At 50.5% G+C, this 26,180-nt stretch carries 28 protein-coding genes; 13 read left to right on the top strand and 15 right to left on the bottom strand.

Annotated features, from left to right (window positions below; all coding sequences use genetic code 11):
* Nucleotides 1-28: 28 nt before the first annotated feature.
* From BM318_RS07130 to BM318_RS07105, 6 genes are all read left to right on the top strand, one after another.
* A complete protein-coding gene (locus BM318_RS07130) occupies nt 29-934 on the top strand; it encodes a metallophosphoesterase (protein WP_092981822.1) in 906 nt (301 codons plus the stop codon).
* Complete coding sequence (locus BM318_RS07125) at nt 931-2,106, top strand: helix-turn-helix domain-containing protein (RefSeq protein ID WP_092981821.1); 1,176 nt, start codon at nt 931-933, stop codon at nt 2,104-2,106. The genes BM318_RS07130 and BM318_RS07125 overlap by 4 nt, the downstream gene beginning before the upstream one ends.
* A gap of 92 nt (nt 2,107-2,198) precedes the next feature.
* Nucleotides 2,199-3,350, top strand: a complete 1,152-nt coding sequence (locus BM318_RS07120) for an acyltransferase family protein (protein ID WP_092981820.1) — start codon at nt 2,199-2,201, stop codon at nt 3,348-3,350.
* Between the two features lie 31 nt (nt 3,351-3,381).
* Entirely contained in the window at nt 3,382-4,704 is a 1,323-nt protein-coding gene (locus BM318_RS07115; RefSeq protein WP_092981819.1) for a gluconate:H+ symporter, read from the top strand.
* Nucleotides 4,705-4,707: 3 nt separating this feature from the next.
* Nucleotides 4,708-5,856, top strand: coding sequence for a D-TA family PLP-dependent enzyme (locus tag BM318_RS07110; RefSeq protein ID WP_092981818.1), 1,149 nt, complete (start codon nt 4,708-4,710; stop codon nt 5,854-5,856).
* Between the two features lie 88 nt (nt 5,857-5,944).
* Nucleotides 5,945-6,598 carry a hypothetical protein gene (locus BM318_RS07105; protein ID WP_092981817.1) on the top strand — a complete coding sequence of 218 codons (654 nt, stop codon included), beginning with the start codon at nt 5,945-5,947 and terminating at the stop codon, nt 6,596-6,598.
* On the opposite strand, the gene BM318_RS07100 is transcribed toward BM318_RS07105, so the two are convergent.
* From BM318_RS07100 to BM318_RS07055, 10 genes are all read right to left on the bottom strand, one after another.
* Nucleotides 6,595-9,042, bottom strand: a complete 2,448-nt coding sequence (locus BM318_RS07100) for a penicillin acylase family protein (protein ID WP_092981815.1) — start codon at nt 9,040-9,042, stop codon at nt 6,595-6,597. The genes BM318_RS07105 and BM318_RS07100 overlap by 4 nt on opposite strands.
* A gap of 79 nt (nt 9,043-9,121) precedes the next feature.
* A complete protein-coding gene (locus BM318_RS07095; RefSeq protein WP_092981813.1) occupies nt 9,122-9,451 on the bottom strand; it encodes a 2Fe-2S iron-sulfur cluster-binding protein in 330 nt (109 codons plus the stop codon).
* A 34-nt stretch (nt 9,452-9,485) separates the two neighbouring features.
* Nucleotides 9,486-10,547 carry an NAD(P)/FAD-dependent oxidoreductase gene (locus BM318_RS07090; protein WP_092981812.1) on the bottom strand — a complete coding sequence of 354 codons (1,062 nt, stop codon included), beginning with the start codon at nt 10,545-10,547 and terminating at the stop codon, nt 9,486-9,488.
* On the bottom strand, nt 10,544-10,783 hold the full coding sequence (locus BM318_RS07085; protein WP_092981810.1) for a NifU family protein: 240 nt from the start codon (nt 10,781-10,783) through the stop codon (nt 10,544-10,546). The genes BM318_RS07090 and BM318_RS07085 overlap by 4 nt, the downstream gene beginning before the upstream one ends.
* Nucleotides 10,784-10,786: 3 nt before the next feature.
* The gene (locus tag BM318_RS07080; RefSeq protein WP_092981809.1) at nt 10,787-11,932 is read right to left on the bottom strand and encodes an Mrp/NBP35 family ATP-binding protein; all 1,146 of its coding nucleotides are present in this window, start codon (nt 11,930-11,932) and stop codon (nt 10,787-10,789) included.
* Nucleotides 11,933-11,986: 54 nt separating this feature from the next.
* Nucleotides 11,987-12,319, bottom strand: coding sequence for an MGMT family protein (locus BM318_RS07075; RefSeq protein ID WP_092981808.1), 333 nt, complete (start codon nt 12,317-12,319; stop codon nt 11,987-11,989).
* An 11-nt stretch (nt 12,320-12,330) separates the two neighbouring features.
* Nucleotides 12,331-12,960, bottom strand: a complete 630-nt coding sequence (locus BM318_RS07070; RefSeq protein WP_092981807.1) for a LysE family transporter — start codon at nt 12,958-12,960, stop codon at nt 12,331-12,333.
* Nucleotides 12,957-13,634: a tRNA (guanosine(46)-N7)-methyltransferase TrmB gene (trmB, locus tag BM318_RS07065; RefSeq protein ID WP_092981806.1), complete on the bottom strand. Its 678-nt coding sequence runs from the start codon at nt 13,632-13,634 to the stop codon at nt 12,957-12,959. Before trmB ends, BM318_RS07070 begins: the two co-directional genes overlap by 4 nt.
* Before the next feature lies 1 nt (nt 13,635).
* A complete protein-coding gene (locus BM318_RS07060) occupies nt 13,636-14,685 on the bottom strand; it encodes a sensor histidine kinase (protein ID WP_092981804.1) in 1,050 nt (349 codons plus the stop codon).
* Nucleotides 14,685-15,368, bottom strand: coding sequence for a response regulator transcription factor (locus BM318_RS07055; protein WP_092981802.1), 684 nt, complete (start codon nt 15,366-15,368; stop codon nt 14,685-14,687). The genes BM318_RS07060 and BM318_RS07055 overlap by 1 nt, the downstream gene beginning before the upstream one ends.
* Nucleotides 15,369-15,590: 222 nt before the next feature.
* Between BM318_RS07055 and BM318_RS07050 the strand changes: the two genes are divergently transcribed.
* The 3 genes from BM318_RS07050 (at nt 15,591) to BM318_RS07040 (ending at nt 17,365) form a co-directional block, all read left to right on the top strand.
* Nucleotides 15,591-15,899: a T9SS type A sorting domain-containing protein gene (locus BM318_RS07050; protein ID WP_092981800.1), complete on the top strand. Its 309-nt coding sequence runs from the start codon at nt 15,591-15,593 to the stop codon at nt 15,897-15,899.
* Nucleotides 15,900-16,045: 146 nt separating this feature from the next.
* Nucleotides 16,046-16,360 carry a T9SS type A sorting domain-containing protein gene (locus BM318_RS07045; protein WP_177218268.1) on the top strand — a complete coding sequence of 105 codons (315 nt, stop codon included), beginning with the start codon at nt 16,046-16,048 and terminating at the stop codon, nt 16,358-16,360.
* Nucleotides 16,361-16,393: 33 nt separating this feature from the next.
* On the top strand, nt 16,394-17,365 hold the full coding sequence (locus BM318_RS07040) for a long-chain-fatty-acid--protein ligase (protein WP_092981796.1): 972 nt from the start codon (nt 16,394-16,396) through the stop codon (nt 17,363-17,365).
* A 7-nt stretch (nt 17,366-17,372) separates the two neighbouring features.
* Here BM318_RS07040 and BM318_RS07035 read toward each other — a convergent pair whose 3' ends face one another.
* Nucleotides 17,373-18,062, bottom strand: coding sequence for a hypothetical protein (locus tag BM318_RS07035; protein ID WP_092981795.1), 690 nt, complete (start codon nt 18,060-18,062; stop codon nt 17,373-17,375).
* Entirely contained in the window at nt 18,063-19,358 is a 1,296-nt protein-coding gene (gene tyrS / locus BM318_RS07030; RefSeq protein WP_092981794.1) for a tyrosine--tRNA ligase, read from the bottom strand.
* 51 nt (nt 19,359-19,409) lie between these two features.
* Between tyrS and BM318_RS07025 the strand changes: the two genes are divergently transcribed.
* On the top strand, nt 19,410-20,432 hold the full coding sequence (locus BM318_RS07025) for an NAD-dependent epimerase/dehydratase family protein (protein WP_092981793.1): 1,023 nt from the start codon (nt 19,410-19,412) through the stop codon (nt 20,430-20,432).
* Here BM318_RS07025 and BM318_RS07020 read toward each other — a convergent pair.
* From BM318_RS07020 to BM318_RS07010, 3 genes are read right to left on the bottom strand one after another with little or no spacing between them, the layout of a single operon-like run.
* Nucleotides 20,401-20,805 carry a DUF4296 domain-containing protein gene (locus tag BM318_RS07020; RefSeq protein WP_092981791.1) on the bottom strand — a complete coding sequence of 135 codons (405 nt, stop codon included), beginning with the start codon at nt 20,803-20,805 and terminating at the stop codon, nt 20,401-20,403. The two genes, BM318_RS07025 and BM318_RS07020, sit on opposite strands and share 32 nt — an antisense overlap.
* A gap of 37 nt (nt 20,806-20,842) precedes the next feature.
* Nucleotides 20,843-22,180 (bottom strand): dihydroorotase, encoded by a 1,338-nt coding sequence (locus BM318_RS07015; RefSeq protein ID WP_092981790.1) that lies wholly within the window; start codon nt 22,178-22,180, stop codon nt 20,843-20,845.
* Between the two features lie 9 nt (nt 22,181-22,189).
* The gene (locus BM318_RS07010; protein WP_092981788.1) at nt 22,190-22,921 is read right to left on the bottom strand and encodes a polyprenol monophosphomannose synthase; all 732 of its coding nucleotides are present in this window, start codon (nt 22,919-22,921) and stop codon (nt 22,190-22,192) included.
* Nucleotides 22,922-23,018: 97 nt separating this feature from the next.
* On the opposite strand from BM318_RS07010, the gene BM318_RS07005 reads away from it, so the two are divergent.
* The 3 genes from BM318_RS07005 to BM318_RS06995 are packed head-to-tail and all read left to right on the top strand — an operon-like array spanning nt 23,019 to nt 26,125.
* Nucleotides 23,019-24,692, top strand: coding sequence for an ArnT family glycosyltransferase (locus tag BM318_RS07005; protein ID WP_218154990.1), 1,674 nt, complete (start codon nt 23,019-23,021; stop codon nt 24,690-24,692).
* Between the two features lie 22 nt (nt 24,693-24,714).
* Entirely contained in the window at nt 24,715-25,374 is a 660-nt protein-coding gene (locus tag BM318_RS07000) for a DUF4271 domain-containing protein (RefSeq protein WP_092981785.1), read from the top strand.
* 4 nt (nt 25,375-25,378) lie between these two features.
* Nucleotides 25,379-26,125: a uroporphyrinogen-III synthase gene (locus tag BM318_RS06995; RefSeq protein ID WP_092981784.1), complete on the top strand. Its 747-nt coding sequence runs from the start codon at nt 25,379-25,381 to the stop codon at nt 26,123-26,125.
* Nucleotides 26,126-26,180 lie beyond the last annotated feature (55 nt).

The following is a 26,180-nucleotide window of genomic DNA, read 5'->3' as shown; positions in this document are numbered from 1 at the left end:
CATTTTTTGGATATTTATAAAAAAAGTCATGTCTACTAAGCGGCGTCTGGGCAGGGCCTATGACCAGGCCAGGATTGTCCCGTTCGACGATACTTCCCGAATAATCTTTTTCAGCGATTGCCATCGGGGGGACAACTCTTTCGCCGACGATTTCTCCAATAACCGCAACATCTATTTTCATGCCCTCAAGCACTATTACCGGGAGGGTTTCCAGTATATGGAACTGGGCGATGGCGATGAGCTTTGGGAAAACATCCACTTCGAATCCCTTTTCGAAGCCCATAAGAATGTCTATGGCCTGTTGCGTAAATTTCATCTGGAAAAACGCCTGTTTATGATTTGGGGCAACCACGACATGGTATATCAGGACCCCGCCTATGTAGAAAAGCACCTGAGCAGTTACTTTGAACCCATCGATGGCAAGGACAAGGAACTATTCGAAGGGATTCGCTATGAAGAGGCCATTCGACTACAACACACGGAAACCGGACAGGAAATATTTTGTTGCCACGGACACCAGGCCGACTGGTGGAATTATACCTTCTGGCGGTGGAGTCGATTTTTAGTACGCGTGTTATGGAAACCGCTGCAGGTGTGGGGGATAGCCGATCCTACTTCCCCCGCAAAAAACTATCGGGAACTCATCCGGATCGAAAAGCGAATCAAGCGCTGGATCCTGGATCGCAACCTCCTGATGACTATTGTGGGGCATACCCACCGGCCCCGGTTCCCGGAACCTGGGGAAATCCCGCTCTTTAACGATGGAAGCTGTGTACATCCCAGAAGTATTACGGGGATTGAAATTTCAGAAGGAAAAATCAGCCTCATCAAATGGCAAATAGCCACTACGGAAGAAGGCATTTTGCAAGTGGTTCGGAAGCTGCTTGAAGGTCCTGAAAAACTATCAGACTACGCTGCAATTAAAAAGTCATGACCGAGCTTGGGGAACTCATCGAACAAATTCCGCTGCGGCATAACCTGGTCTCCTACCTGGTTTTTACCGGCGCTTTTATGGGCCTGCTACTGGCCGGCGTCATCGCGTTTCGGGCACCGCGGGAAAATCGGTCCCTTACCTATTTTGCCTGCTTTATCGCCTGTGTTTCCCTGGTTACCCTGGATACCTTTCTCTGCTATACCGGGTGGATGAAGTACTCCCTGGCCTGGAACGATTCCACCGAACCCTTAACCCTGCTCATCGCACCGCTGATGTATTTGAGCGTACGATTTCTGGTCTTGCGCAGACCCTTGAAATTGCAATGGATTTTCCTGCATATTGCGCCTGCCGTGCTCTATGCCCTGTCCCAAATCGGCTATTATACCCAACCCCTTTCAGTTAAATACAATGCCTACAAAGGGGCTTATTTCAAGGACCTTCCTTTTGTCGCGGTACCCGACGGCACCACCTACGGTTACGCCCTGATCAAGAACCACCACCGCTGGTTATTATTATTGAGTTTTTCGGCCTATGGCATCCTAACCTTTTGGACCTGGTTTAAAAATCGAAAGTCCTTTGGGTCTCCCGCCTCCGGGGTACGAATATCCAAGTATCGCTTTTCCAGCTACATCCTGATCCTGCTGTTCATTGTATTTGCACTTCTGCTGGGGGTATACATTAATTTCAAAGACGATAGCGGGGACCACTTTATTACCCTGCTCACCTTTGCGATTATGGCATTTACCATCGTGGTTTTCGTATCCGAATCCCGATTCTTCCAGCAAACCTGGTTGCTCGATAAGTATGAAACCCAGGGAGCGGCCGACCGGGATCTGGATCTGGAAAAACTCAAGGCCATCGTGAGTGATCCCGAATTCTTTACCGCACATGATGCCTCCCTCAACGGAGCTGCCCAGGCGTTGGAAATCCATGCCAATAAGGTAAGCCGTCTCGTCAATCAGGGTACGGGGGGAAACTTTAACGACTACCTCAATGGATTTCGCGTGAATCTGGCCTGTGAACGCCTTCGAAGTACAGACTACAAACAACTGACCATTGAGGCGATCGGGAAAAGCGTAGGGTTCCGCTCAAAGTCTGCCTTTTACGAGGCCTTTAAGAAGCATCGCGGCATGTCGCCTTCACAATTTATGAAGGGGACATCGACCTCCTAAAGCGTCCGGAATCTCAATTTCATACATCTCAGGCCCCGAAATCCGGGGATTTCTCAATTTCAGCGGTCATCTTTGCTTCAAATCATTTTATCATGGCACACACAAGGAGATACGATTTGGACTGGTTACGCGTCGGGGTTTTTGCCCTGCTCATTTTCTACCACGTAGGGATGTTTTTTGTTCCCTGGGGCTGGCATATTAAAAACGACATCATCTATCCCGAACTCAGATGGCCCATGCTCTTTGTGAATCAGTGGAGGCTGCCCATCCTGTTTGTGATCTCAGGAATGGGTACCTATTATGCCTATGGACTCCGTTCCCCAGGAGCCTACGCCAAAGAACGCCTCTACCGGCTTTATATACCCCTCGCCTTCGGGATGCTCTTTATTGTTCCCCCACAGATCTACATCGAACGCCTTGCCACAGGTGCCTTCAACGGGAGCTATTTCGATTTCTGGCCTATGCATGCCTTTTCCGGCGGACCTTATCCCGACGGGAACATCAGCTGGCACCATCTCTGGTTTCTGCCTTACTTGTTGATATTCTCTTTGATCCTCGCCAGGCCTTTCAAACGCCTGAGGGAACGTCCATCCCGTATCGTCACCTGGGTAAAAAACTGGTTGAGCACGCCCTGGGGTTGGCTTTATTTCTGTATCCCCCTCTTTCTTTATGAGGTACTGCTGGAACCGTTTTTCAATGTAACCCACGCCCTGATAGGCGACTGGTTTGCGCTGGCCTCCTTTGGATCCCTCTTCTTTTTTGGGTTCCTGCTGATCAGCGCCGGGGACGTTTTCTGGGAGCATGTACGGAAATACCGGAAGCGCAACTTCCTGATGGGATGCTTCCTTTTTGCTTCCCTGATCTTTGTCTGGTATTTCGAAGACGGTCTGGCCCGCCACCTGGTCGAAGGAGCTCTTAAAGTAGTGAATATATGGACCTGGATTTTTGTATTATTCGGGTATGCCTCGGTTTGGCTCAATAAACCCAGCGCCCTGCTGAGCTACTGCAACCGCGCTGTCTATCCATTTTATATCCTGCACCAAACCATTACCGTAATCCTGGCTTACTATCTTATGGATGTGGATTTGGGGCTATTTTGGGAATTTACACTCCTGACTGTCGGTACCTTTGGAATTAGCTGGTTGTTGTATCACTTCCTGATCCGGCCCGTTCGCCTGCTGCACCCGGTTTTTGGGTTAAAGCGAAGGAAAAGCATTCCCGTCTCCGAGCCTGTCGGAAAATAGTATCTTAGGGCCGCAACCTTAAGAAACGACCATGCCCATATTGATTGTCGCAGGGGGAATCCTGTTGTTATTCCTGCTGATTGCCCGTTTTAAACTGAATGCCTTTCTGGCCTTTATAATTGTTTCCCTGGGGGTAGGACTCGCACAAGGGCTAAGCATCCCAGACTTAATCGATGCCATCAAACAGGGTATTGGCGATATCCTCGGTTCCCTGATCCTGATCCTGGGACTTGGGGCCATGTTAGGTAAGCTGGTGGCCGATAGCGGTGCAGCACAGCGAATTACCTCCGTACTGGTCGATCGCTTCGGCAAAAAGAACGTTCAATGGGCCGTTGTGCTAACCGGGTTTATCGTCGGGATCCCGATGTTTTATTCTGTAGGCTTTGTAATTCTGATCCCCCTGGTATTTACCATTGCTGCTTCCACAGGCCTGCCCTTGCTCTATGTGGGAATCCCCATGCTGGCGTCCCTTTCGGTAACCCACGGATACCTTCCTCCGCATCCGGCACCTACTTCTATCGCCGAGATGTTCCAGGCCGATTTTGGCAAAACCCTCCTCTACGGGATCATCGTAGCCATCCCGGCTATAGTCGTGGCCGGACCGATCCTTTCCCGAAGGTTCAAAAACATCAAGGCGAGCCCGTTGAAAGAATTTGTAAACCCGGTATTGTTGAAGGATCACGAGATGCCCGCTATGAGCACCAGTATCCTCACCGCCCTGTTACCTGTTATCCTCATTGCCTTGGCTGCTTTGGGTGGGCTTTTGCTTTCCGAAGGTCATTGGCTCAGGGATATCCTGGAAACCCTGGGAGATCCGGTGATTGCCATGCTGCTTGCCGTTCTGCTGGCCATCTTTACCCTTGGCCTCAGCAGGGGACGTACCATGGAACAAGTCATGAATTCCCTGGGGGAAGGGGTTACCGGGGTAACGATGATCTTTATGATTATCGCCGGTTCCGGCGCCCTGAAGCAGGTCCTGGTGGCCAGTGGGGTCAGTGCCTATATCGGGGAAGTCATGCAGGAATCTTCCATTTCGCCTTTGCTGCTCGGTTGGGGGCTGGCTACATTGATTCGCGTCTGCGTGGGCTCCGCCACCGTTGCAGGTCTTACAGCCGCAGGAATCATGCTTCCTCTGGTTCAGGGAGGAGGGGTCAGTCCGGAGTTGATGGTTCTGGCCATTGGTTCAGGTAGCCTAATGTTGTCCCACGTGAACGATAGTGGCTTCTGGTTATTCAAAGAATATTTCAGCCTCAGCGTAAAAGATACCCTCAAAACCTGGACCGTTATGGAAACAGCGGTAGGGGTCATGGGCCTTGTCGGCGTGCTGATTCTAAATCAATTCATAAGTCTTTAGTGCATGTCTTTTCCTCTTGAAAGTAATTCAGGTCAATCCCCGGAAAGCCTCCCCTGGTATGCCTTAAATGAACCTGAAAAACACGGCAGCCCGGCCCTCCTGGTATATCCCGAGCGCATCAGGCACAACATACGCCGGATGATCACCCTGGCCGGTAGTCCGGACCGGCTACGCCCGCATGTGAAAACCCACAAGACCAAGGAAATCGTGGCCATGCAGCTGGAAGCGGGAATAGATAAGTTCAAATGCGCGACACTTTCCGAGGCCGAAATGCTTGCGGAATGCGGGGTAAATGACATCCTGCTGGCCTATCAACCGGTAGGCCCGGACCAAATGCGGCTCCTGGAGCTATTTCGCAATTATCCAGACGTCAGGTTCGCAGCGCTGGTAGATAATACGCAGGTCCTGCAACAACTTGGTGCGCTTTGGGCAGCAGAGCAGCGACCTCTTGGTATTTACCTGGACCTCAACACGGGTATGAACCGCACCGGGGTTACACCCGGCAAGGAAGCCGCGGCATGCTACATGGCCATTAGGACCTATCCCGGGCTGGAGCCTCATGGATTCCACGCTTATGATGGCCATCTGCGAAATCCCGATCCATCACAGCGGCAGGCCGATAGCGACCAGGCGTTCAAAGCCGTAGTTTCGCTCAGGGAATCCCTGGAACAAGCGGGCTATCCGGTACCCGTCGTGATTGCAGGAGGTTCTCCCAGTTTTCCAACCCACTTGTATCGGGAATCCGTTATTTTGAGTCCTGGGACTACCCTGCTATGGGATGCCCGCTATGGTTCGAGTTTCCCGGAAATGGGCTTCCTTCCGGCAGCCGTCCTCCTCACCCGGATAATCAGCAAACCAGCCCCCGGAATCCTCTGTCTGGACCTGGGGCACAAAGCCATTGCCCCTGAAATGCAATTTCCACGCGTAGCCCTGCTGGGCCTGGAAAATAGCACACAAACCGGGCAAAGCGAAGAACACCTTGTAGTGGCCTATGAGCAAGCCGAAAATCTTGCAATCGGGCAGGAGGTCTATGGCATCCCCATGCACATTTGTCCTACGGTAGCGAAATATCCCCAGCTTCTGGTGGTCGAAAACCACGCCGTAACGGACAGCTGGAAGGTTGCTGCCCGGGATTACCAGGCGCATATTTAACAGCAATTTAGAGCAGTCCGGCAAGGTATTTGCTAATTTTACGTTAGCTAAAAAGAAAACGGGTACGCCTTGCGGTGCCCCATTTGCTATGAGACTACTCCTAATTTTCATTGTTTGCATATGCTGTAGCTCCCCTGCTTTGGCCCAGGGCGATTTACCGGATCAGCGGTCTATTGAAACACTTCCGGAGAATCCGGATACTGGAGTTAGTCCTAATGCCAACACCAATAGTGGCTTGAGAATTCCTGCTTCCCTGGACCGGGCAGCCGGGTTTGAAATCGAGAAAAAGCGCAATGAGGTTAAAATGCTACCGGACAGGGAATTGAAACAGGCCGGACACGACCTGGTGCTTTCGCCCAATATTGAAGCTCCCGGCAAGGGTAAAGGGAGTGAGCACTACGGGGATATGTACCTGGGGGATTTCAAAACTACCGCTAAGTTTGTGGGCATTGTTTGCCGGGATCATGAATTCGTAGATGGGGATCGGGTTCGCATTTACGTCAATGGCCGGGTTGCAGAACACAATATCCTGCTTACAGGGGCCTACAAAGGGATTAATGTGGAGCTCGACCGGGGATTTAACCGTTTGGAATTCGAAGCCCTCAATCAGGGATCTACCGGTCCCAATACCGCTCAGATCGACGTCTATGACGAAAAAGGCCAGTTGCTCTACTCCAACAAGTGGCTCTTGTCGACAGGCTCCAAGGCCTCCCTCATTATCGTCAAGGAAGGGGAAAACTAATCCCCGCCGCGCTGCCCCGGGTGGTATCGCTCTTGTTCACGCGCTTCGACATCCTCCTTATAGAACGGAACTTCCTTAAAGTTTACATCGGCGTAGTCCTGCGCCTGATCATCGAAATGAGGAGACTCCGGATCACCGGATTGCCCTCCGGCCAGTATCGATTTGGCCCGGACCTTATCCCCGAATTCAACCACCGCTACAAAACTGTTTCCCCGGGTACCGTAAATGCGCTTGGTGTTGTTGTGGTAGCGGGCGCCGTAAGCGGCCAGGGCTCCCCATCGCCCGGAGGCAAAACCGATAGGCATACTGGGCAGGGAATCATTAAAGGCCTGGCGGATGGAACCGTCGAGGCGTTGGTAGCGATTCACTTCCCCCCAGGGAATAAGCGTAGCTCCAAAATCGGCCTCCAACTGCTCCAGAACATCCTGAAAAACTTCCAGCCTTTCCGTAAGGGGAGAATCTGTTCCCAGGTATTGCGTAAAGGCCATCCCGCTCATTTGCCGCCATTCTTCCCGGGACATCTGCGCCGGTTTTTGCGCCTGCCGATCGTAACGATCCCCATAGAAATGGGCAAGGGTCATGGCAGCAGATTCCTCCCCGGTTCGAAAATCCCAGGCCCGGAGCGCTTCTATCGCTGCTTCAAATTCCGGGGAATCTAATGCTATTTTAGCCCGCGCGCTTTCCGTCTCTCCCTGTTCAGCGGCCCGGCGGTCGATTCGCGTTTGAAGCAGGTCCAGGCCGTTGCTGGCCTTATACAGATCATAAGCCTCCAATATCCCGGGAATAAGAATTTCAAAGGCGGGGAGGTAGGGATCGTAGGCCAGGCTTATCAGGTTGTCCAGGGTATACCCCGAACGGTCTGTCAGCAACTCTACAGCGTGTACCCCCCGGTAATTTTCCCGGTTCATAGTCATGTATTCCGGATAATCTTCTGCCTTAGGACTGTATTCCAAAGCTGCCGTATAGGGCGTTGAGTTACAATTCTGTAACCAGCCGTTACCCGGGTTCAGCAGGTGGATGCTTTCATCAACGGTATGCAGGCCCTGCCAATCAGTAGCCGGATCACTCCCGTCTACCGGCTTGCGGTAATTAAACTGAGGATCGCGCTTGGGTATGAAATTCCCGTGGAAATACGCGATGTTTCCTTCCGCATCGGCATATACCGTATTGTTAGAAGAATTCGTCCGCAGGTCCATCATCTTGCGAAACCCTGAATAGCCCTCCTGCTTGGTTCGGGTATAGGATTGCTCCAAAGCCGTTGCAGGCTCCCACATCATTGCCGTGGCAACCGGGCGTCCATTGGAACTATGGGTAATAGGTCCGTGATGGGTATGATACAGGGGGAAGGTTTTTTGCTTGATCCCATCCCCATCCTTGTAGGAGAGGGTAACTTCGGAGGATTCGACCGGGCGGAACTCTTCGCCAAAGGCATACATGGGCTGCTCTTCAATCCAGGTAATATCCTCTTCGAATTCATCGATCACATCGGTATAGGTGGAAGTATGCATCCAGCCCGTTTTTTCGTTAAATCCCTGATAGATAAAAAACTGCCCCCAGGTAACGGCTCCGTAGGCATTCAACCCTTCTTCGCTCACCATATGGACTTCCCCCCGGAAATAGAAAGAAGTATGCGGGTTGATCAGCAACAGGGTATTGCCGGACTCCGTTAGCTCCCCGGATATGGCTATTCCATTAGATCCTGCGGGCTCTACCGGAAGAAGCCTGCCGTTTGCGCTATAAGCCTCCAGTCCCGGAATGGGTTTACTACTGTTTGCGGCAAACAGGCTTTCAGTATGCTCGCTGTTGCCTGGAATCGAAGCAGCCTCCTGCATTGCAGATTTCGGTTTCAGAAATGGGAGCGGCAGCGAATCATTCGCATATAACGCCTCGAGACGGCGGGTACTGACCCGCTCGATATCTCCGCCAATCGACCCTTCACTGAAATACATGGGCATCCAGGGCTCAAAACGGGTAAGGAGCCGGGGCGTTACTTCCGGATGGGTATGCAGGTAGTAATTGATTCCATCGGCGAAGGCCCGGCAGAGCTCCTGCAACCAGGGGGGACTGCTTTCATAGGCAGCTATCGCCTCTTCCTGGCTCATGAATAATCGGGCGCGCAGATCGCTGTAGAGGGCTTCCTCCCCTTCGACTTCCGCCAGCCGGCCTATAGCCCAGATGTAATTCTGCTCTACCCGGTTAAAGTCGTCTTCGCACTGGGCGTAGAGCAAGCCAAAAACCGCATCTGCATCGGTCTTCCCATAGACATGGGGAACGCCAAAATCATCTCGTATGATTGTAATGCGATTGGCCTGGGCTTCCCATTTCGAGATTTCGGAATCTCCCTGGGAAGTTCCGGTATTTATTTGGGAGTTCCCGGTTTCTGTTTGTTGTCCACAGCTTAATAGCAGGCAGGGCAGGATTGCCAGGAGGAAGGCTCGTTTCATCCGGTTGGTTTTAAAGTTTCCGTAAGTTAAGAAAAAGAGGAGTGTACCTGAGCATTGAGGACCACCCGGGAAGGTGCGCTTAGGATTCCGGTGCGATTTCCACCTCCAGGCCCTCCAGGGAATCCGTCAGGTGGATCTGACACCCCAGGCGGCTGTTGTCGCGAACATGGAATGCCTCGGAAAGCATGGCCTCCTCCTCATCGGATTTTTCCGGTAGCGGGTGCTCGCTCTTCACATAACATTGACAGGAAGCGCACATCGCCATCCCTCCACAAATTCCAATGGTACCCTCCGGAGCTAATTCATAGGCCCTGATGAGTTCCATCAGGTTCATGTTCATATCGGTAGGTGCGTCAACCTGGTGCGCTGTGCCCTCCCGATCGGTGATGGTGATTTTTACTTCGCTCATAGCAGTGTAGTCGGTTAAAACTCCCTTTACTTTCTTAATCGATTGAACGCACTACAGCTTTAGGAGCTTCCTTGCGGGAACCGTCAAAACCGGTGATACCCCCCACAGTGGTGTATTTCATCACATAGCGCTTGTCGGGGTAAATGCGTTGATAGGCGCTCTGGCACATTAGTGTAGCCTCGTGGAAACCGCAAAGGATTAACTTGAGCTTGCCGGGATAGGTATTCACATCTCCAATGGCATAAACCCCGGGAATATTGGTTTGATAATCCAGGGTGTTATCGACGCGGATGGCGTTCTTTTCAATTTCCAAGCCCCAGTTGCCTATGGGACCCAGTTTTGGAGACAAACCAAAAAGCGGGATAAAGGCATCGATTTCAAGGCGTTCGGCTGCCTCTTCACTACCTGTGATCTGGACTTCGGCAAATTCTACCTTGCCATCGCCCCCCAACCCGACGATTTCGGCTGGTGTGATCAAACGAATCTTCCCACTGTCTTTTAGTTCCTGGACCTTTTCCACAGAATCCAACGCCCCTCGGAATTCAGTGCGCCTGTGAATAAGGGTCAACTCGGAGGCTATATCGGCAAGGAAAATGCTCCAGTCCAGGGCGGAGTCCCCTCCCCCTGCAATCAGCACCCTTTTGCCGCGGTAAATTTCGGGGTCTTTAACCATGTAAGCCACCCCCTTGTCCTCATAGGCTTCCAGGCCAGGTAGTTGTGGTTTTCGCGGTTCAAAACTGCCTAATCCCCCGGCAATAGCCACCACAGGCGCCTTGTGTTTGGTGCCATCTGCAGTGGTTACAATAAAAGTTCCATCGTCCTGTTTTTCCAGGGTTTCTGCCCGGGTGCCCAGGGTAAATCCGGGTTGAAAAGGACGGATTTGTTCCATCAGGTTCTCGACCAGTTCTCCGGCGAGGACTTCAGGATAGCCCGGGATATCGTAAATCGGTTTTTTTGGATAGAGTTCGGCAAGCTGCCCACCTGGCTGTGGAAGCGCATCGATTAAATGGCACTTCAACTGCAGCAGGCCTGCTTCAAAAACTGCAAATAACCCGGTAGGTCCGGCACCAATGATGAGGATATCGGAGGTAATCATGCAATATTCTGTACAGCTTCAATTTGTGGGGCGTGTTTCTTGATGGTCATTTCCACCCCGCTTTTTAAGGTCATTTGATTTACGGTACAGCCCACGCAATTTCCTTCCAGTCGTACTTTGACCAGTTTTCCATCGACGATATCGACCAGGGTAATATCTCCCCCGTCGCTCTGAAGGAAAGGGCGAATCTCCTCCAGGGCTATCTCTACTTTAGTCTTGAGTTCTTCCGCTGTCATCTCTTACTTCTTTTTTACCGCTGAGCATCCTGCCATAGTGGTGATCTTAATGGCTTCCGTTGGGGGCAGCTCTTTGTTGCGAACGACCAGTTCCTGGACCGCATTGCGGCAAACTTCATCGAATGCTTCCCGGAGCAAGGTTCCTTCCTGCAAGGCAGCAGGACGTCCTACATCTCCAGCCTCCCGAATACTTTGAACCAGTGGAATTTCACCTAAGAAAGGGATTTCCAAATCTCCGGCCAGGTTACGGGCGCCTTCCTGCCCGAAAATATAATACTTATTATCCGGCAGTTCTGCAGGACTAAAATAGGCCATATTCTCCACGATACCGAGAACAGGCACCTGAATGGCTTCCTGCCGGAACATGGCCACACCCTTACGCGCATCGGCCAGGGCCACCTGTTGCGGTGTGCTGACCACTACGGCACCCGTTACGGGAAGGGATTGCATAATGCTCAGGTGGATATCGCCGGTGCCAGGGGGCAGATCTACCAGGAGGAAATCCAATTCCCCCCAGTGCGCATCGAAAATCATTTGATTCAGGGCCTTAGCGGCCATGGGACCCCTCCAGATCACCGCCTGGTCGGGCTGGGTGAAAAACCCGATTGACAAAACTTTTACCCCATAACTCTCCACAGGACGCATGCGCGATTTCCCGTCTACATTGACCGACAGGGGCTTTTCATGAGCCACATCGAACATGATCGGGATGGAAGGGCCGTAGATATCCGCGTCAAGTATACCTACATCAAAGCCCATTTGGGCGAGGCTTACTGCGAGATTTGCCGTTACCGTAGATTTTCCAACGCCTCCTTTACCACTGGCCACTGCAATGATGTTCTGGATACCCGGGATCGCCTTGCCGCGGATTTGGTTGGGCTTTGGCGCCTTTGGGGCATCCACTTTTACATTGACCGTAATTTTAGCTTTGGGATGGACGTGCTCGTGGATGATCTGCATGGCACTGACTTCGGTCTTTTTCCGCGCTTGCAGGCTGGGATTCGCAATGGTCAGGTCCAGAATGACCTCGTCCCCGAAAACCTGAATATTTCGCAGGGCACCGCTTTCGACCAGGTTCTGGCCTTCACCCGGCACACTTATCAGACTCAGCGCCTCGCGTATTTTATTTTTATCGAGTGTTGTTCCCATAGACTTGCTTTAAAAGCAGGCCACAAAGATACGGCTTGAAACCGACATTGGGAATCATAGTTCCCGGGAAGGATCCCAGAAATGTTCGTCAAAATTCACCACCTTGTTTTCGTTGACGGCGACACCTTCATTTTCCAGCAATTGCTGCATTAAAGTAGTCCCCCCAAAATGGTGTTTTCCCGTAAGCAAGCCTACGCGGTTTACCACCCGATGGGCAGGTACATCTTCCATCCCATGGGAACTGTTCATGGCCCATCCGACCACCCGGGCACTCCGGGTAGCTCCCAGATAACGGGCAATTGCGCCATAGGAAGTTACCCTCCCATAAGGAACCAGGCGTACCACTTCATAGACGCGTTGAAAAAAGTCGGATCGGTCTTTTGCCATTGGAACTTGTATCAGGTATAGAATATCCGTATCAGCGTAATGACCAGCAGCACAAGCATTAGAATACTCAGGATATAATTGGAATTCTTGGAAAATGCAGTGCTTCGCGCCTCCAGCTTGGTAAAATACACCGTATACAGGTAGAGAACCACAAAGGAGCCCGAGCCCGCAGCAACGATAAATACGGCGATATCCCAGAACTCAAATTTAATCCAGCCCGAAGCATTCCACATGGCATTCAGGGCACTGTAATAGGGGATGGTCAAAAAATTCAAGGCTGCCAGCAGCATGCCCTTGAAGAAACTGTTCTTGCGACTAACCTGCACCAGTTTTACCGGTTTTTCCGCGTTTTTACGCGCTAGTACAAAGAAGTAGATGGCAAAGAAACCAAAGACGATCAGGGCGGCCTTTTGAAGCCAGACGATCACCTCGGGGTTGCGGAATAAGAACTTGGAAATCCAGACTGCGACAAAAGCCTGGATCACGATCATCGATGCAACTCCCAGGCTAAAAATTACCCCGTAGCTCTTTCCTTTTTCCACAGAGACCTTCGCCGCATTCAAATTGAGCAGTCCGGGAGGCACAGTAGCCATAAATGCCGCAGAAAATGTGGCAAAAAATAATATTAAATGGTGGGTCATCGGTTATCCAGGCGAAAGCTCATATAGGTTATGGCTTTTCCCTGTTCAAGATACTGTTTTTCGTAAAAGGTCTGGATTGCCATAGCTTCGGCAGGGGCACCGCCATTGTGGTAGATGTTGTGGTTGGAATATTCCACCGTATATCCGCTTCCCTGGAGCAGGCCCAGGGTATATCCGTGCATGAATTCGCTATCGGTTTTCAAATGAATCCTTCCTCCCGGGCCTAAGATGCGCTTATAGCGCTCCAGGAATTCCGGATTGGTCATCCGATGTTTGGTGCGCTTGTACTTAATCTGAGGATCGGGGAAGGTGATCCAGATTTCCTGAACTTCCCCCGGGGCAAACACCCGGTCGATCAATTCAATGTGGGTCCTCAAAAAGGCAGCGTTGTCCAGGCCTTCTTCCAGGGCAGTCTTGGCGCCGCGCCAAAGCCTGGCGCCTTTGATATCTACGCCAATGTAATTCGCGGATGGGTTTCGCCGGGCCAGCCCAAGGGTATATTCTCCCTTGCCGCATCCCAGTTCCAGGACAATCGGGAGCTCATTTTCAAAGAAAGCACGCCACTGCCCCGCCATTTCAAATGTTCCTGCCAGCAGTTCCTCCCTCCCTGGTTGCACGACATTTGAGAAAGTGGCATTTTCCCGAAACCGTTTGAGTTTGTTTTTACTCCCCATATTATTTCGACTTTTCCAGGGTAAAAGAGAATTCCGAACCTACATCGATCACACTTTCCACGTATATCTTTTCGTTATGGGCTTCGATAATGTGCTTGACAATGGCTAGGCCAAGGCCACTTCCTCCTTCTTTGCGACTCCCGCTTTTATCGACCCGGTAAAAGCGCTCAAAGAGCCGGGTTAAATGCTCTTCGGCAATCCCTTCCCCATTATCGGTAACTCGAACTATTACTTTGTTTTTTATCAGGTTCTCGACACTGACCTCTGTGGTACCATCCTGAGAGCCATACTTGATCGAATTCACCACCAAATTGGTAAGCACTTGCTGGATCTTCTCCTTGTCTCCCCGCACGTAAATAGGCTTTGGGTAATCCATGTCAAAGACAAGCGCGATACCTTTCTTGGCCGCTTTCATTTCCAGCAGGTCAAAAACATTGCTGATCAGCTCAATAATGTCAAAGTCGGAAACCTCCAGGTGAAGATCGCCAATCTCGAGCTTGGTAATGAGATCCAGGTCCTTGATGATGTAGATGAGCCGATCTACCCCCTTGGCCGCCCGCTGCAGGTATTTTTTCCGCACTTTCTTGTCTTCCATAGCCCCATCGAGGAGCGTGTGGATATATCCCTGAACCGTAAAGAGCGGGGTTTTTAGTTCATGGCTTACGTTTCCCAGAAATTCCTTGCGATATTCCTCCCGGATTCTCAGGGTATCTATTTCTACCTTTTTATCCTTGGCAAACTTCTCGATCTCGGCGGTAAGGGTTTTCATATCCGTGGTTACCGGAGCAGACGTAAGCGTTGAGGATTCCAAGAGGGAAACATCGTCGTAGATTTGCTTGATCCGGCCGTAGATAAATTTCTCGGCCCGAACCTGGATTACCAGAAAGGATGTAGCGAATACTAGGACAGCCAAAGGCAGTAACCAGATCCAGTACGGTTTCAGGGCAGGTACAAAAAAGAAGAGGATTCCCAACAGCAGCAACAAGCCAAGGGTAATAAACAGGGCAGACCTAAAGGCAAAGCGATAGGACTTTTTAAGGGTGGCAGCCATTACTGCACAAACTTATAGCCTACTCCTTTGACAGTTTTGAAGTGATCTTCACCAATTTTTTCGCGCAATTTCCGGATGTGAACATCGATCGTACGTCCCCCGACAACGACTTCCTGTCCCCAGACTTTATCCAGAATAACTTCCCGCTTAAAAACCTTGTCCGGCTTTGAAGCCAAAAGGGAAAGCAATTCAAATTCCTTGCGAGGCAGGATCAATTCTTCGCCGTGGTTCACTACTTTGTATTCCTCCCGGTTGATCACCAGTTTCCCTACGCGCATAATTTCACTGACGTTTTCGTCATTCTTCAGGCGACGCAGCAGCGCTTTTACTTTGCTGAGAAAAACCTTGGGTTTGATAGGCTTGGTTATATAATCGTCTGCTCCGGCATCGAAACCGGCCACCTGGGAATAGTCCTCACTCCTGGCGGTTAGGAAGGTGATAATCGTATCTTCAAGGCCCTTGGTATTACGAATTTGCTCGCAGGCTTCAATCCCATCCATTTCAGGCATCATCACATCGAGAATGATCAGGTGGGGTTGCTTTTTACGGGCCTTCTCCACACCTTCTGCGCCATTCTTAGCCGTGTAAACCTGATAGCCTTCGGAACTTAAATTATAACTCAGGATTTCCAGAATATCCGGTTCATCGTCGACCAGCAAAATTTTGATATCCTGCTTTTTCATTGCATTCAAGTTTGGTGGAAGTATAAAATTAAATAATTAAAGCGGGGCAGGCCTAGTATTAACCTTAATTTAATGTAGTAAGGACCCGCGGTGGCTGCCGGCGGCTGTCCGGGCTCAGGCCCGTTGCATTTTGTCGAAAAATCGCTAACTTTAAGGAGCACTGCATTTCCCCGGCAGTCAAAAATACTATATTTGTGGCATGTGTTTTGCGCAACACGAACTATGAAGCATCTCTACACCCTGCTATTACTTTTTTTCATGACCGGAGCCTTTGCACAGCAAGGGACTCAGGGTAGTGATATTGAGGGTTTCAAGATGTATCCAAACCCCGTTACCCAAGGGAAAGTTACCATAGTTACCGCCTCCAATTCCGCCAAAAAAATTCGGATTTACGATGTCCTGGGTACCCCGGTGCTGGAAACCACCATCCTGGGCAATGAATTGAACCTGTCTCAGCTTAGCGCAGGAGTCTACCTGATACAGGTCCTGGAGAAGGATAAAGTAGCTACCCGAAAACTGATTGTGAAGTAGGTTAGCATCGACCAACGGCACAAATTATCGACCAACGGCACACCCATTTCCGTTTACACACATTTTAACGCAGTTCACAACAATTCGAAAGGATAACAGGCTGTATCCCTTACTTTTAAGGTATTGATCCCAAATCAATACGGCTCGTGAAGCACTTCTACCTATTGCTATTCTTACTGGGCACTCTTAGTCTCCAGGCTCAACAGTTGCCTGAGCGGCCGGGATCGCCCGATCTGGAAGTACGGATACACCCGAATCCGGCACCAGGCCCGCATGTGGAGATCGTTACCCAAAACCGCGCACCCAAGGAAATTGCCGTCTACGATATTTTCGGAAAGGCCGTTCTGCACCGAAGAATCCTGGGCAACACACTCGATATTCGAGATTTAAGTCCGGGCGTCTACATGGTTCGCATAGTTCAGCAAGGGAAATCCACCACCAAAAAGCTCATCGTACGCTAAAGGGTTTTAGCTATTTTTGGGGTAAATCTCCCCATGGCCGGCCCCTTACATACTATTAATTCAGCAAATTTCGAATCCGTTAGCCTCTCACTTTTCAGGGAGCAATACGAGCGAATCGGGGCGTATCGCGAATTTTGCGATTTGCTTCATCGCACTCCGCACACGGTTCGTTCCCTCGAGGAAATTCCTTTTCTCCCTGTAGAATTTTTCAAAACCCACGAATTAAAACCGCAGGGAATCCCAACCCAAACCATTTTTCGAAGCAGCGGAACCACAGGACAGGACCGAAGCCAGCACCTGGTGACCGATCTCGAAATATATCGGGAAAGCTTTCGCCTCGGATTTGAACACTTTTATGGGAACCCCGCTAATTATTGTATCGTTGCCCTGCTTCCCTCATACGCCGAACGACCCGATTCCTCCCTCATTTTTATGGTCGACGAGCTGATGCGAATGAGCGGAAATCCGAAAAGCGGATACCTCGGGGGAACCACGGAAGAAATAATCAGGAAGCTCACTACCCTCGATAAGGGAACTGAGCCCGTATTGTTAATAGGCGTATCCTTTGCCTTACTCGATATCGCAGAAACCCACCGCCTTAAGTTGGAAAGGACCATTATTATGGAAACCGGAGGTATGAAAGGCCGGCGTAAAGAGATCGTGCGGGAGGATTTACACGCCATTCTCTGTAAAGGTTTCGGGGTGGAGCGCATCCACTCGGAATACGGGATGACCGAATTGCTTTCTCAGGGATACTCCAAAGGAGATGGCAGGTTTCGAACGCCACCCTGGATGCGGGTTCTATTCCGGGATACCGAAGACCCCTTTCATTACATTCCTCAGCGCAAGACAGGGGGAATCAACGTCATTGATCTGGCCAATAGAAATTCCTGTGCCTTCCTGGCTACCCAGGACCTCGGTAAGGGTTTTGCAGACGGGAGCTTTGAAGTGCTCGGCCGATTCGATCACTCGGATGTACGCGGGTGTAACCTATTGGTCCTTTGACAAAGAATCACTTTGGAAGTTCAGCGCGCACCGCTTCATAGCACCCGGCATCCTTAGGATGGGCACTACTATCCAAAAGCGCAATTACATCGAACTCTCCTCCATATACTTTCATCACGGATTTAGGATTTGCTCCATAACGCAACAAGAGACCTACACCCTCACTCAAATTATTCGGGACTTGTTGCCTCCAGATTTCAACGCCATTACTTGCTGCATAATGTAACAAGGTCGCCCGATGCGCAAAAGGAGAAATTGCCTGTGTCAACGAAGTTTCCACGCGCAAGAGTGCTTCTAAGTTTTGGAGTTCCCCGTTCAACAAAGCTTTGAGCGCTTGTTCGAAAGATGCTGTAAACTGTACCGGGGATTCTTTGACTTCCTGCCAGTTTTGGTATCCATATTCTCTCGCTAGACACACCTGGGCATCTTCAAAAGGATCTCGAGCACGGGATGCGTATGAAGAAATCAGAAAACTTTTGAGATTCTCAATGGGCCATCCCAAAAATTCCGGGTGATGATTACTCATGGAAATCATGGGATACACGCTTACTTTTCCGAGGCCTTCGGTAAGTTTTCCAACTAGGTCCTCCAGAAAAGTCACGGTATTGTCAGCGCTGGATGCCTCCAGCAAGGACATGCCAAAAAACTCCCGACTGAGGCGAGTGGCTTTGGGGAGGTATAGCGCACCCGATTCCATTTATTTCACCACCAAAACGAAGTAATTCTTCTTGCCGCGTTGCAAGAGCACAAATTTATCGCTGATCAGGTCGGAAGTACCCAGGCGATAGCTTTCATCTACCTTGGATTTATTGACCGAAATAGAATTTTGCGATAATTCCCGCCGGGCTTCCCCATTGGATTTCAAAAATCCGGTGCGGGCCGAAAGGGCGGCAATCATGTCCATCCCTTCCTCGAGATCAGAACGCTGGATCTCGGCCTGAGGCACGCCTTCAAAAACTTCGCTGAACGTGGTCTCATCCAACGCCTTAAGGGCTTCGGAAGTAGCTTTTCCAAATAGAATCTCACTCGCCTGACGCGCGTTTTCAAGCGCCTCCTCAGAGTGCACCAATACGGTCAGTTCCTCCGCAAGCTTGAGCTGTAACGCCCGGCGATGCGGCGCTTCCCGGTGGGTGGCTGTGAGGGCTTCGATTTCCTCCCGGCTTAAGAAAGTGAAGATCTTGATATACTTCTCGGCATCCTCATCTGAGGTATTGAGCCAATACTGGTAAAACTTATAGGGGGACGTTCGGTTGGCGTCCAGCCAAACATTTCCGCTTTCAGTCTTACCGAACTTGGTCCCGTCGGCTTTGGTGATCAGCGGGCAAGTCAGGGCATAGCCTTTGCCACCTCCAATCCGGCGGATCAATTCAGTGCCGGTGGTAATATTTCCCCATTGGTCGCTTCCCCCCATCTGCAGGGTACAATTGTGGGAGCGATAGAGATGCAGGAAATCATATCCCTGCACCAACTGGTAGGTGAATTCAGTAAAAGACATCCCCTCGGAGGCGTCCTCCGAAAGCCGCTTGCGCACCGAATCCTTGGCCATCATATAGTTTACGGTTATGTGCTTGCCTACATCCCGGATGAATTCCAGAAAACTGAAGTCTTTCATCCAATCGTAGTTGTTGACCATTTCGGCAGCATTCGCATTGTCGCTATCGAAGTCAAGGAATCTGGAGAGTTGCTCCTTCAGCGCCTGTTGATTTTTGCGCAGGGTTGCCTCATCGAGCAAGTTGCGTTCCTGGGATTTCCCCGAAGGATCGCCAATCATTCCGGTAGCTCCCCCGATAAGGGCTATGGGTTTATGTCCGGCCTGCTGAAAATGGCGTAACATCATTACCCCAACCAGGTGGCCAATATGCAGGGAGTCGGCTGTGGGGTCGATTCCCACATAAGCCGCTTGAACCCCGCTGAGCAAATGCTCTTCGGTTCCTGGCATGACATCGTGTATCATACCCCTCCACTGAAGTTCGGCTACAAAATTCGAAACCATGTGATGCGTATTTCGGCGCAAAGATACACTAAGAATAGCTACTTTTAGGCCATGATCCTGATTACGGGCAGCACGGGAATTCTAGGGGGGCATTTGCTGGTGTATTTGCTGGAAAAAAGTGAAAAACTGCGACTGACTTATCGGGAAGGCAGTGATCGCGAAAGTTTGAAGAAGCGCGTTCTGTTCGAAAATCCAGCGCTCGAAGCTGCCTGGAATACCCTGGAGTGGGTCCCAGCCGCCTTAGACGATATCCCGCAATTGGAGCTGGCCCTGGAAGGGGTCGAAACCATTTACCACTGCGCCGGCCTGGTAAGTTTTGATCCGCGTGACCGGGATCAGCTACTCAAAGTCAACTGGGAAGGCACCCAGAACCTGGTGAATATTGCCTTGGCCAAGGGTGTTCAAACCTTTTGCTATGCCAGTTCCGTGGCTACTATAGGGGGAATTACCGAAACCGTAAGCGAAGAAGATGCCTGGGATCCTTCCCGCACCAACTTGTACGCCACCAGTAAGTATCTCGGGGAGATGGAAGTCTGGAGGGCAAGTCAGGAAGGGCTCAATACCGTTATTGTCAATCCCGGAGTAATCCTGGGCACGGGGCCCTGGAACAGCGGGAGCGGACAGTTGGTCCCGGCTGTAGCCAATGGGTTGCGCTATGCCATACCGGGATCCAGCGGTTTTGTCGGTGCCTGGGATGTGGCCCGATGCATGCTACGACTGGTACGGGAACAACAATTCGGGCAGCGCTATATCCTGGTCGGGAATCACCTGAGCTACGCTTCCTTATTTGCGAAGATTGCAGCGGCCTTTCAAGCGGAAGGAATGCAGGAAGTTAGAGCCCCTTCGAAACAGCTTAAATCCTGGCACCTGGAACTCCTTTGGCGCCTGGATTGGCTAGGAGCCCGCATCAGCGGACGCAAGCGAAGACTCAGTCGTGATGTAGCGCGTTCATTGACCCGGAAACGGGAATACGATGCCTCCAGGATCAGAGAGGTCCTGAATTTTGAATTCGAGCCAATAGATGCAGTAATTGAACGTAGCGTCAGGGCGTATTTGAACGCGTCGAATCCTTAGCACGAGTTGGGCTGAGGATTTGGCTGACACTATCCCGTTGCTTCTTTAAGCGGTCATGCAATTCCTGGTAGATCGCTTCATAGAGATGCGGCTGGGAAGCATAATAGCGATCGCTCTGAATGAATTGTGCACTATCCACGCTGTATTTTTCAAAGATCAACTCCATTACCTCAATATCGTTGTCCTCCAGGGTGCCCGGATAGGTATCATCAATGGCGTCTAACAAGGAGAGATCATAAAGGATATCGGTCATTGCTTCCTGAGGGATCAAATTTTTGGGACGCTCAACCAATTCCTCCCCGCAGCTTACCGGCAGACACAGCAGGATTCCGGCAAGGAATAAATTACGACAGGTAAGGAATTTGCTTTTCAAAGCCTTGTATTTTGAACGGTTGATGCGTTTATAAATGCTACTGCCTGTTAAAAGTCAGGCGCTTCGCGTGGCGTTCTGCTGCGACCTGGCCCTGTTCAAAAGCCAGATGGCCATTGACAAAGGTATGGGAAATACGGGAACGGAATCGGGTGCCTTCAAAGGGGGACCACCCACACTTATACAGGAGGTTTTCCTTAGCTACCGTCCAGGGCGAATTGGTTTCGACTACCGCCAAATCCGCATAGAACCCTTCCCGCAAATAACCCCGGTCTGCAATGTCAAAGCGGATTGCCGGGTTATGACAAAGTTTCTCAACGATGCGTTCTGGGGAAATAACCCCATCGAGGGATTTCTCCATCAGGGCGGGAATCAAATGCTGAACCAGTGGCCCTCCCGATGGGGCCGAGGTATATGGATTTTGTTTTTCCTCCCAGGTGTGCGGGGCGTGGTCTGTGGCAATGATGTCGATTCGATCGTCCAGTAGGGCCTCCCAGAGTCCTTCGCGATCGGCCGCGGTTTTCACCGCAGGATTCCATTTAATCAGGGAACCCTTGTTTTCGTATTCCGCATCGCTGAACCACAGGTGGTGCAGGCAAACCTCAGCGGTAATTTGCTTCTCGGCCAGTGGAATATCATTGCGAAACAACTCGGTTTCCTTTGCTGTACTCAAGTGGAAAACATGAAGTCTGGCCCCGGTGGCCCTGGCCAGGGCTACCGCTTTACTCGAACTTAAATAACAGGCTTCTTCACTGCGGATCTCGGGGTGACAGGACATTGGGATGTCATCGCCGTATTTCTTGTTGTAGCGTTCGAGATTTTCCCGAATGGTGGTTTCATCCTCACAATGGGCAGAAATAACCAACTGCGTGCTGCGGAAGATACTTTCGAGCACTTTTTCATCGTCGACTAACATGTTTCCGGTCGAAGATCCCAGAAAAAGCTTAACCCCGGAACAACTTAAAGGGTCGAGTCTTTTCAGTTCCTCCAGGTTGTCGTTCGTTCCCCCGAACAGGAAGGAATAATTCGCATGGGCCGACTCGGCCGCCAGGGCGTGTTTCGCCTCCAGGGCTTCAATACTGGTGGTCTGTGGTTTGGTATTGGGCTGTTCCATAAAGGTGGTAATCCCCCCCGCAACCGCTGCGCGGCTCTCGGTAGCAATATTCCCCTTATGGGTTAATCCCGGCTCACGAAAATGTACCTGATCATCGATTCCTCCCGGCATCAAAAAACTACCTTCCAAATCGATTACGCGGGCATTGGGATCACTGATCCCGGAATCGATACGGGCAATTCGCTCTCCTTCAATAAGCAAATCCCCTTCGCGGATTTCGCCCTCATTTACCAATCGTGCATTGGTCAGCAGTGTTTTCTTCATAGCGGTAATTTATCCGTATCCATTCATTTTCAGCAAGCTGCGCACCCGCATGCCCAAAACCCCGAAAATGGCCTCCCAGATTATGGTCTTGCTCATTTTGGATTGCCCGTGTTCCCGGTCTGTGAAAACGATGGAGACTTCCTGAATTTTAAACTTTTTGCGGTAGGCGCGGTACTTCATTTCGATCTGGAAAGCATAGCCCACAAATCGGACCTGGTCCAGGTCAAGGGCCTCGAGAACTTTTCGCCTGTAACACACAAACCCGGCTGTAGGATCGTGGACGCGCATCCCGGTAATCAATTTCACATAGAACGATGCCCCGTACGAAAGCAGGATCCGATACAAGGGCCAGTTAACCACATTAACCCCTTTCTTGTAGCGGGAGCCAACGGCCACATCCGCACCGTCCAGGCAAGCCCTATGCAACCTTGGGAGGTCTGTTGGGCGGTGGGAGAAGTCGGCGTCCATTTCGAAAATATACTGGTAATCCCGCTCCAGCGCCCATTTGAAACCATGGATATAAGCGGTTCCCAATCCCGTCTTTCCCTGGCGCATTTCCAGGTGTAAACGATCCGGGAAAACAGTCATTAGTTGCTGTACCACGGCGGCGGTACCGTCCGGAGAGGCATCGTCTACCACCAGAACATCATAGGCCTTGGGTAATTCAAAGACCGCACGGATTATGCGCTCGATATTCTCGAGCTCGTTATAGGTGGGAATAATGACCAGTCCTTCGGACATGTCTGGATTTTTGCCAAAAATACCCCATTTGAGACAACCGTACCAAACTTTGTAACTTTGACCCGATTGCTGACCTATGCCACGGAAAATTCCGCCATTGCTTTTGATAATACCCGGCGCGCTGCTGGGGCTCAACCTGCTCCAGGCAGGCCAAACGGAATTACTATTCGACGAGGCTTATTATTGGTACTATGCACAGCATCCTGCCTGGGGATATTTTGATCACCCACCCATGGTCGCCTGGATGATCACCCTTGGCGGCCTGCTGTTTAAGGCAGAACTGGGGACGCGCTTGATCGCCTGTCTTATGGGCATCGGTACACTCGCCCTGATATGGTCCATGATCGGACACCCCAAAAAGAAAGAATATATTCCGCAAATCAGTGTCTGGCTGCTCTCGATTGTACTGCTCCATGCCTATGGATTCCTCAGCCTTCCCGATACCCCGCTAATCTTCTTTACTGCCCTGTTTTTGTGGGTTTACCGTAAATTTTTGGACCGGCCGGGTGGGTTAACTGCCCTGGGCCTCGGATTAACCATGGCCGCTTTAATGTACAGCAAGTATCACGGTGCGCTGGTGATCTTGTTTGTGCTTTTTTCCAACCTGTCACTGCTCAAAAACCGCTGGGCCTGGCTGGCCCTGGGGATTTCCCTCCTGGCCTATGCCCCACACCTGAATTGGTTGTACCAACAGGATTTTATCTCGGTGGAGTACCATCTTTTTGAACGCCCCAACCAACCGTATAGCTTTACCAAATTCACCCTGGGATACCTGGTAAACCTCCTTGCACTTTTCGGGCTGACCTTCCCCCTGGTTTATTGGGGCCTTTGGCGTTATAAACCCGCCGATCAATGGGGGAAAGCCCTGCGTACCCTTACTTGGGGGATCCTGATCTTCTTCTTTATTTCCAGCCTGCAACGCCGCGTACAAACCCAGTGGCTGATTGCGGTCTGCATCCCAGCCGCCATTATTATCGGGAATCAGTTGTTGGAAAATGCCACCATGCGCAAATGGATTGTACGGGCCGGAATAGCAAACCTCCTCATATTGGGCTACCTGCGGATATGGTTGGTCGTTCCCGCAGCCCTTCCCCTCTATTTCGAAACCCACGGAAATAAAAACTGGGTAGCGGAAGTAGACACGGTAGCGGATGGGGCCAAGGTTATCTTTGAAAATTCGTACCGCCAGGCTGCGATGTATCAGTTCTATTCCGGAAATCCGAGCTACAGCCTCAACAATGCCTTCTACCGCAAAAACCAGTACAGCATAGATAATTCAGAGGCCGTATTTCAGGGGGAACGCGTTTTCCTTTCCCTGACCGGACCCTTGCCGGAAACACCTTTTGCCTATAAGAATGGAAAAGGCGACACCAAATACGGACAGTTTATCGAAGCGCTCAACTCCTACAGGCAGTTAAAGGCAGGTGTTATACACGAGCGGAACACAGCAAGCGAAATCGATGGGATTAAGGCCGGCGAAATAGCCCGATTCTGGGTCTTGAATACCTACGACCAACCCGTATCATTGGGCGATTTACAATTCGGGATTGCCTATATGGATGCGTACAAGAAAACGGAGCAAATCCAGCCACTGAAGCCTGTTCTTCCGGATGCGGCCGGCGCGCAGCTTCAGCCCGGAGATACCCTGTATTTTGGTTTCTCCCTTCCCGAGCAATGGGCCGAAGATCAGGCTTATTTACGGGCGGTATTGCGGCAGAAAGAATTGCCCTGGGGCTTAAATGGCGATCCTCAGGAGTTGATCAGGGACTAAACTTGAAAACGAAAACAGTACAATGAACGAAGCACTTGAGCGGGTAGTCAGTTCCAAAGATTGGATCACAGGGATATTCTTTATAGCCCTGTTGTGTCTGGTTTTTGCCCGGTGGTGGTTTCAAGGTCGGTTTTTGAATTTTATCATCCTCCCTTTTAACAACAAGTACGTTATGCTGTACAACAAAAAGGGACGCTTGCTGAGTGGGTTTCATATGACCCTTACCCTGTTCCAACTCCTCAACCTGGCGCTTTTTGTCTTTTTCGCTTTGCAGGCTTTGGAGTTGCTGCCCGACTTTGGAGAGATACCCATCTATTTTATTTTCCTGGGAGGAATTTTGGGCTATATCCTGCTTAAGGTCTTATTGCAATTGGCAAGCGGTTTCATCTTTGGAAATCAAAAACTCATCGGATCCATAATCTTCAATAAGCTGAGCTACCTGAATTACTCCGGGATCGTGCTCTTTGTTGCGAATCTCCTGCTCACCTATGTGTGGCCGGGTTCCATGGGCATTATAACCCTTGCTGCCGGGCTTTTTTTTGTAATCAACCTGGTCGGTTATGTAGGGGTCTTGAAAATTCATCAAAACGCGATCGCTTCGCAGTTTTTCTATTTTATTTTGTACCTTTGCGCACTCGAAATTGCGCCCTTATTGATCATTTCGAATTTGGTAAACGCTTGACGGTATGAAGGTAAAGACGATTCTGGTTTCCCAACCGGAACCAAAAATGGAGAACAGTCCGTATTCCAGACTCATTGAAAAGGAAAAGGTAAAAGTCGATTTTCGGCCATTTATCCATGTGGAAGGGGTGGATGCGAAAACCGTCCGCCAGCAAAAGATTGACCTCTCCCAATACACGGCTGTAATCCTGACCAGCCGTAATTCGGTAGACCACTATTTCCGGATTGCCGAAGAAATGCGCTTCAAGGTGCCGGACACCATGAAGTATTTCTGCCAGTCAGAAGCCGTAGCCTACTACCTTCAGAAGTATGTAGTCTATCGCAAGCGGAAGATTTATGTTGGGAAACGCAATTTTGTAGACCTGCTCCCGCTGTTCAAAAAATATAAGGACGAGGAATACCTCCTGCCTTCTTCGGATGTCCTGAAACCACAGATTCCTGAAACGCTTGAGAAATCAGGAATTCGCTGGACAAGAGGAATTTTTTACCGCACCGTGATCAGTGACCTCTCCGACCTCAGGGACGTCTACTACGATATCCTGGTATTCTTTAGCCCATCAGGCATTGAATCCCTTTTGAAAAACTTCCCGGATTTCGAGCAAAACAATACGCGTATAGCTGTTTTCGGAAATTCTACGGTAAACGCCGCTACCGATGCCGGCCTGCGCATCGACATTCAGGCGCCTACTCCTGAAACCCCATCCATGTCGATGGCCCTTCAGAAGTATATCAATACGGTAAATAAGAAATAATACAGACTTACAACGCACTAAAAAAGGCTTCCCTCGGGAAGCCTTTTTCTTTTTA

The sequence above is a fragment of the Robiginitalea myxolifaciens genome, assembly GCF_900115205.1.
GTDB lineage: Bacteria > Bacteroidota > Bacteroidia > Flavobacteriales > Flavobacteriaceae > Robiginitalea > Robiginitalea myxolifaciens.
Note: the sequence above shows the minus strand (reverse complement) of the source record. Positions and strands in the feature narration are given on the sequence as shown.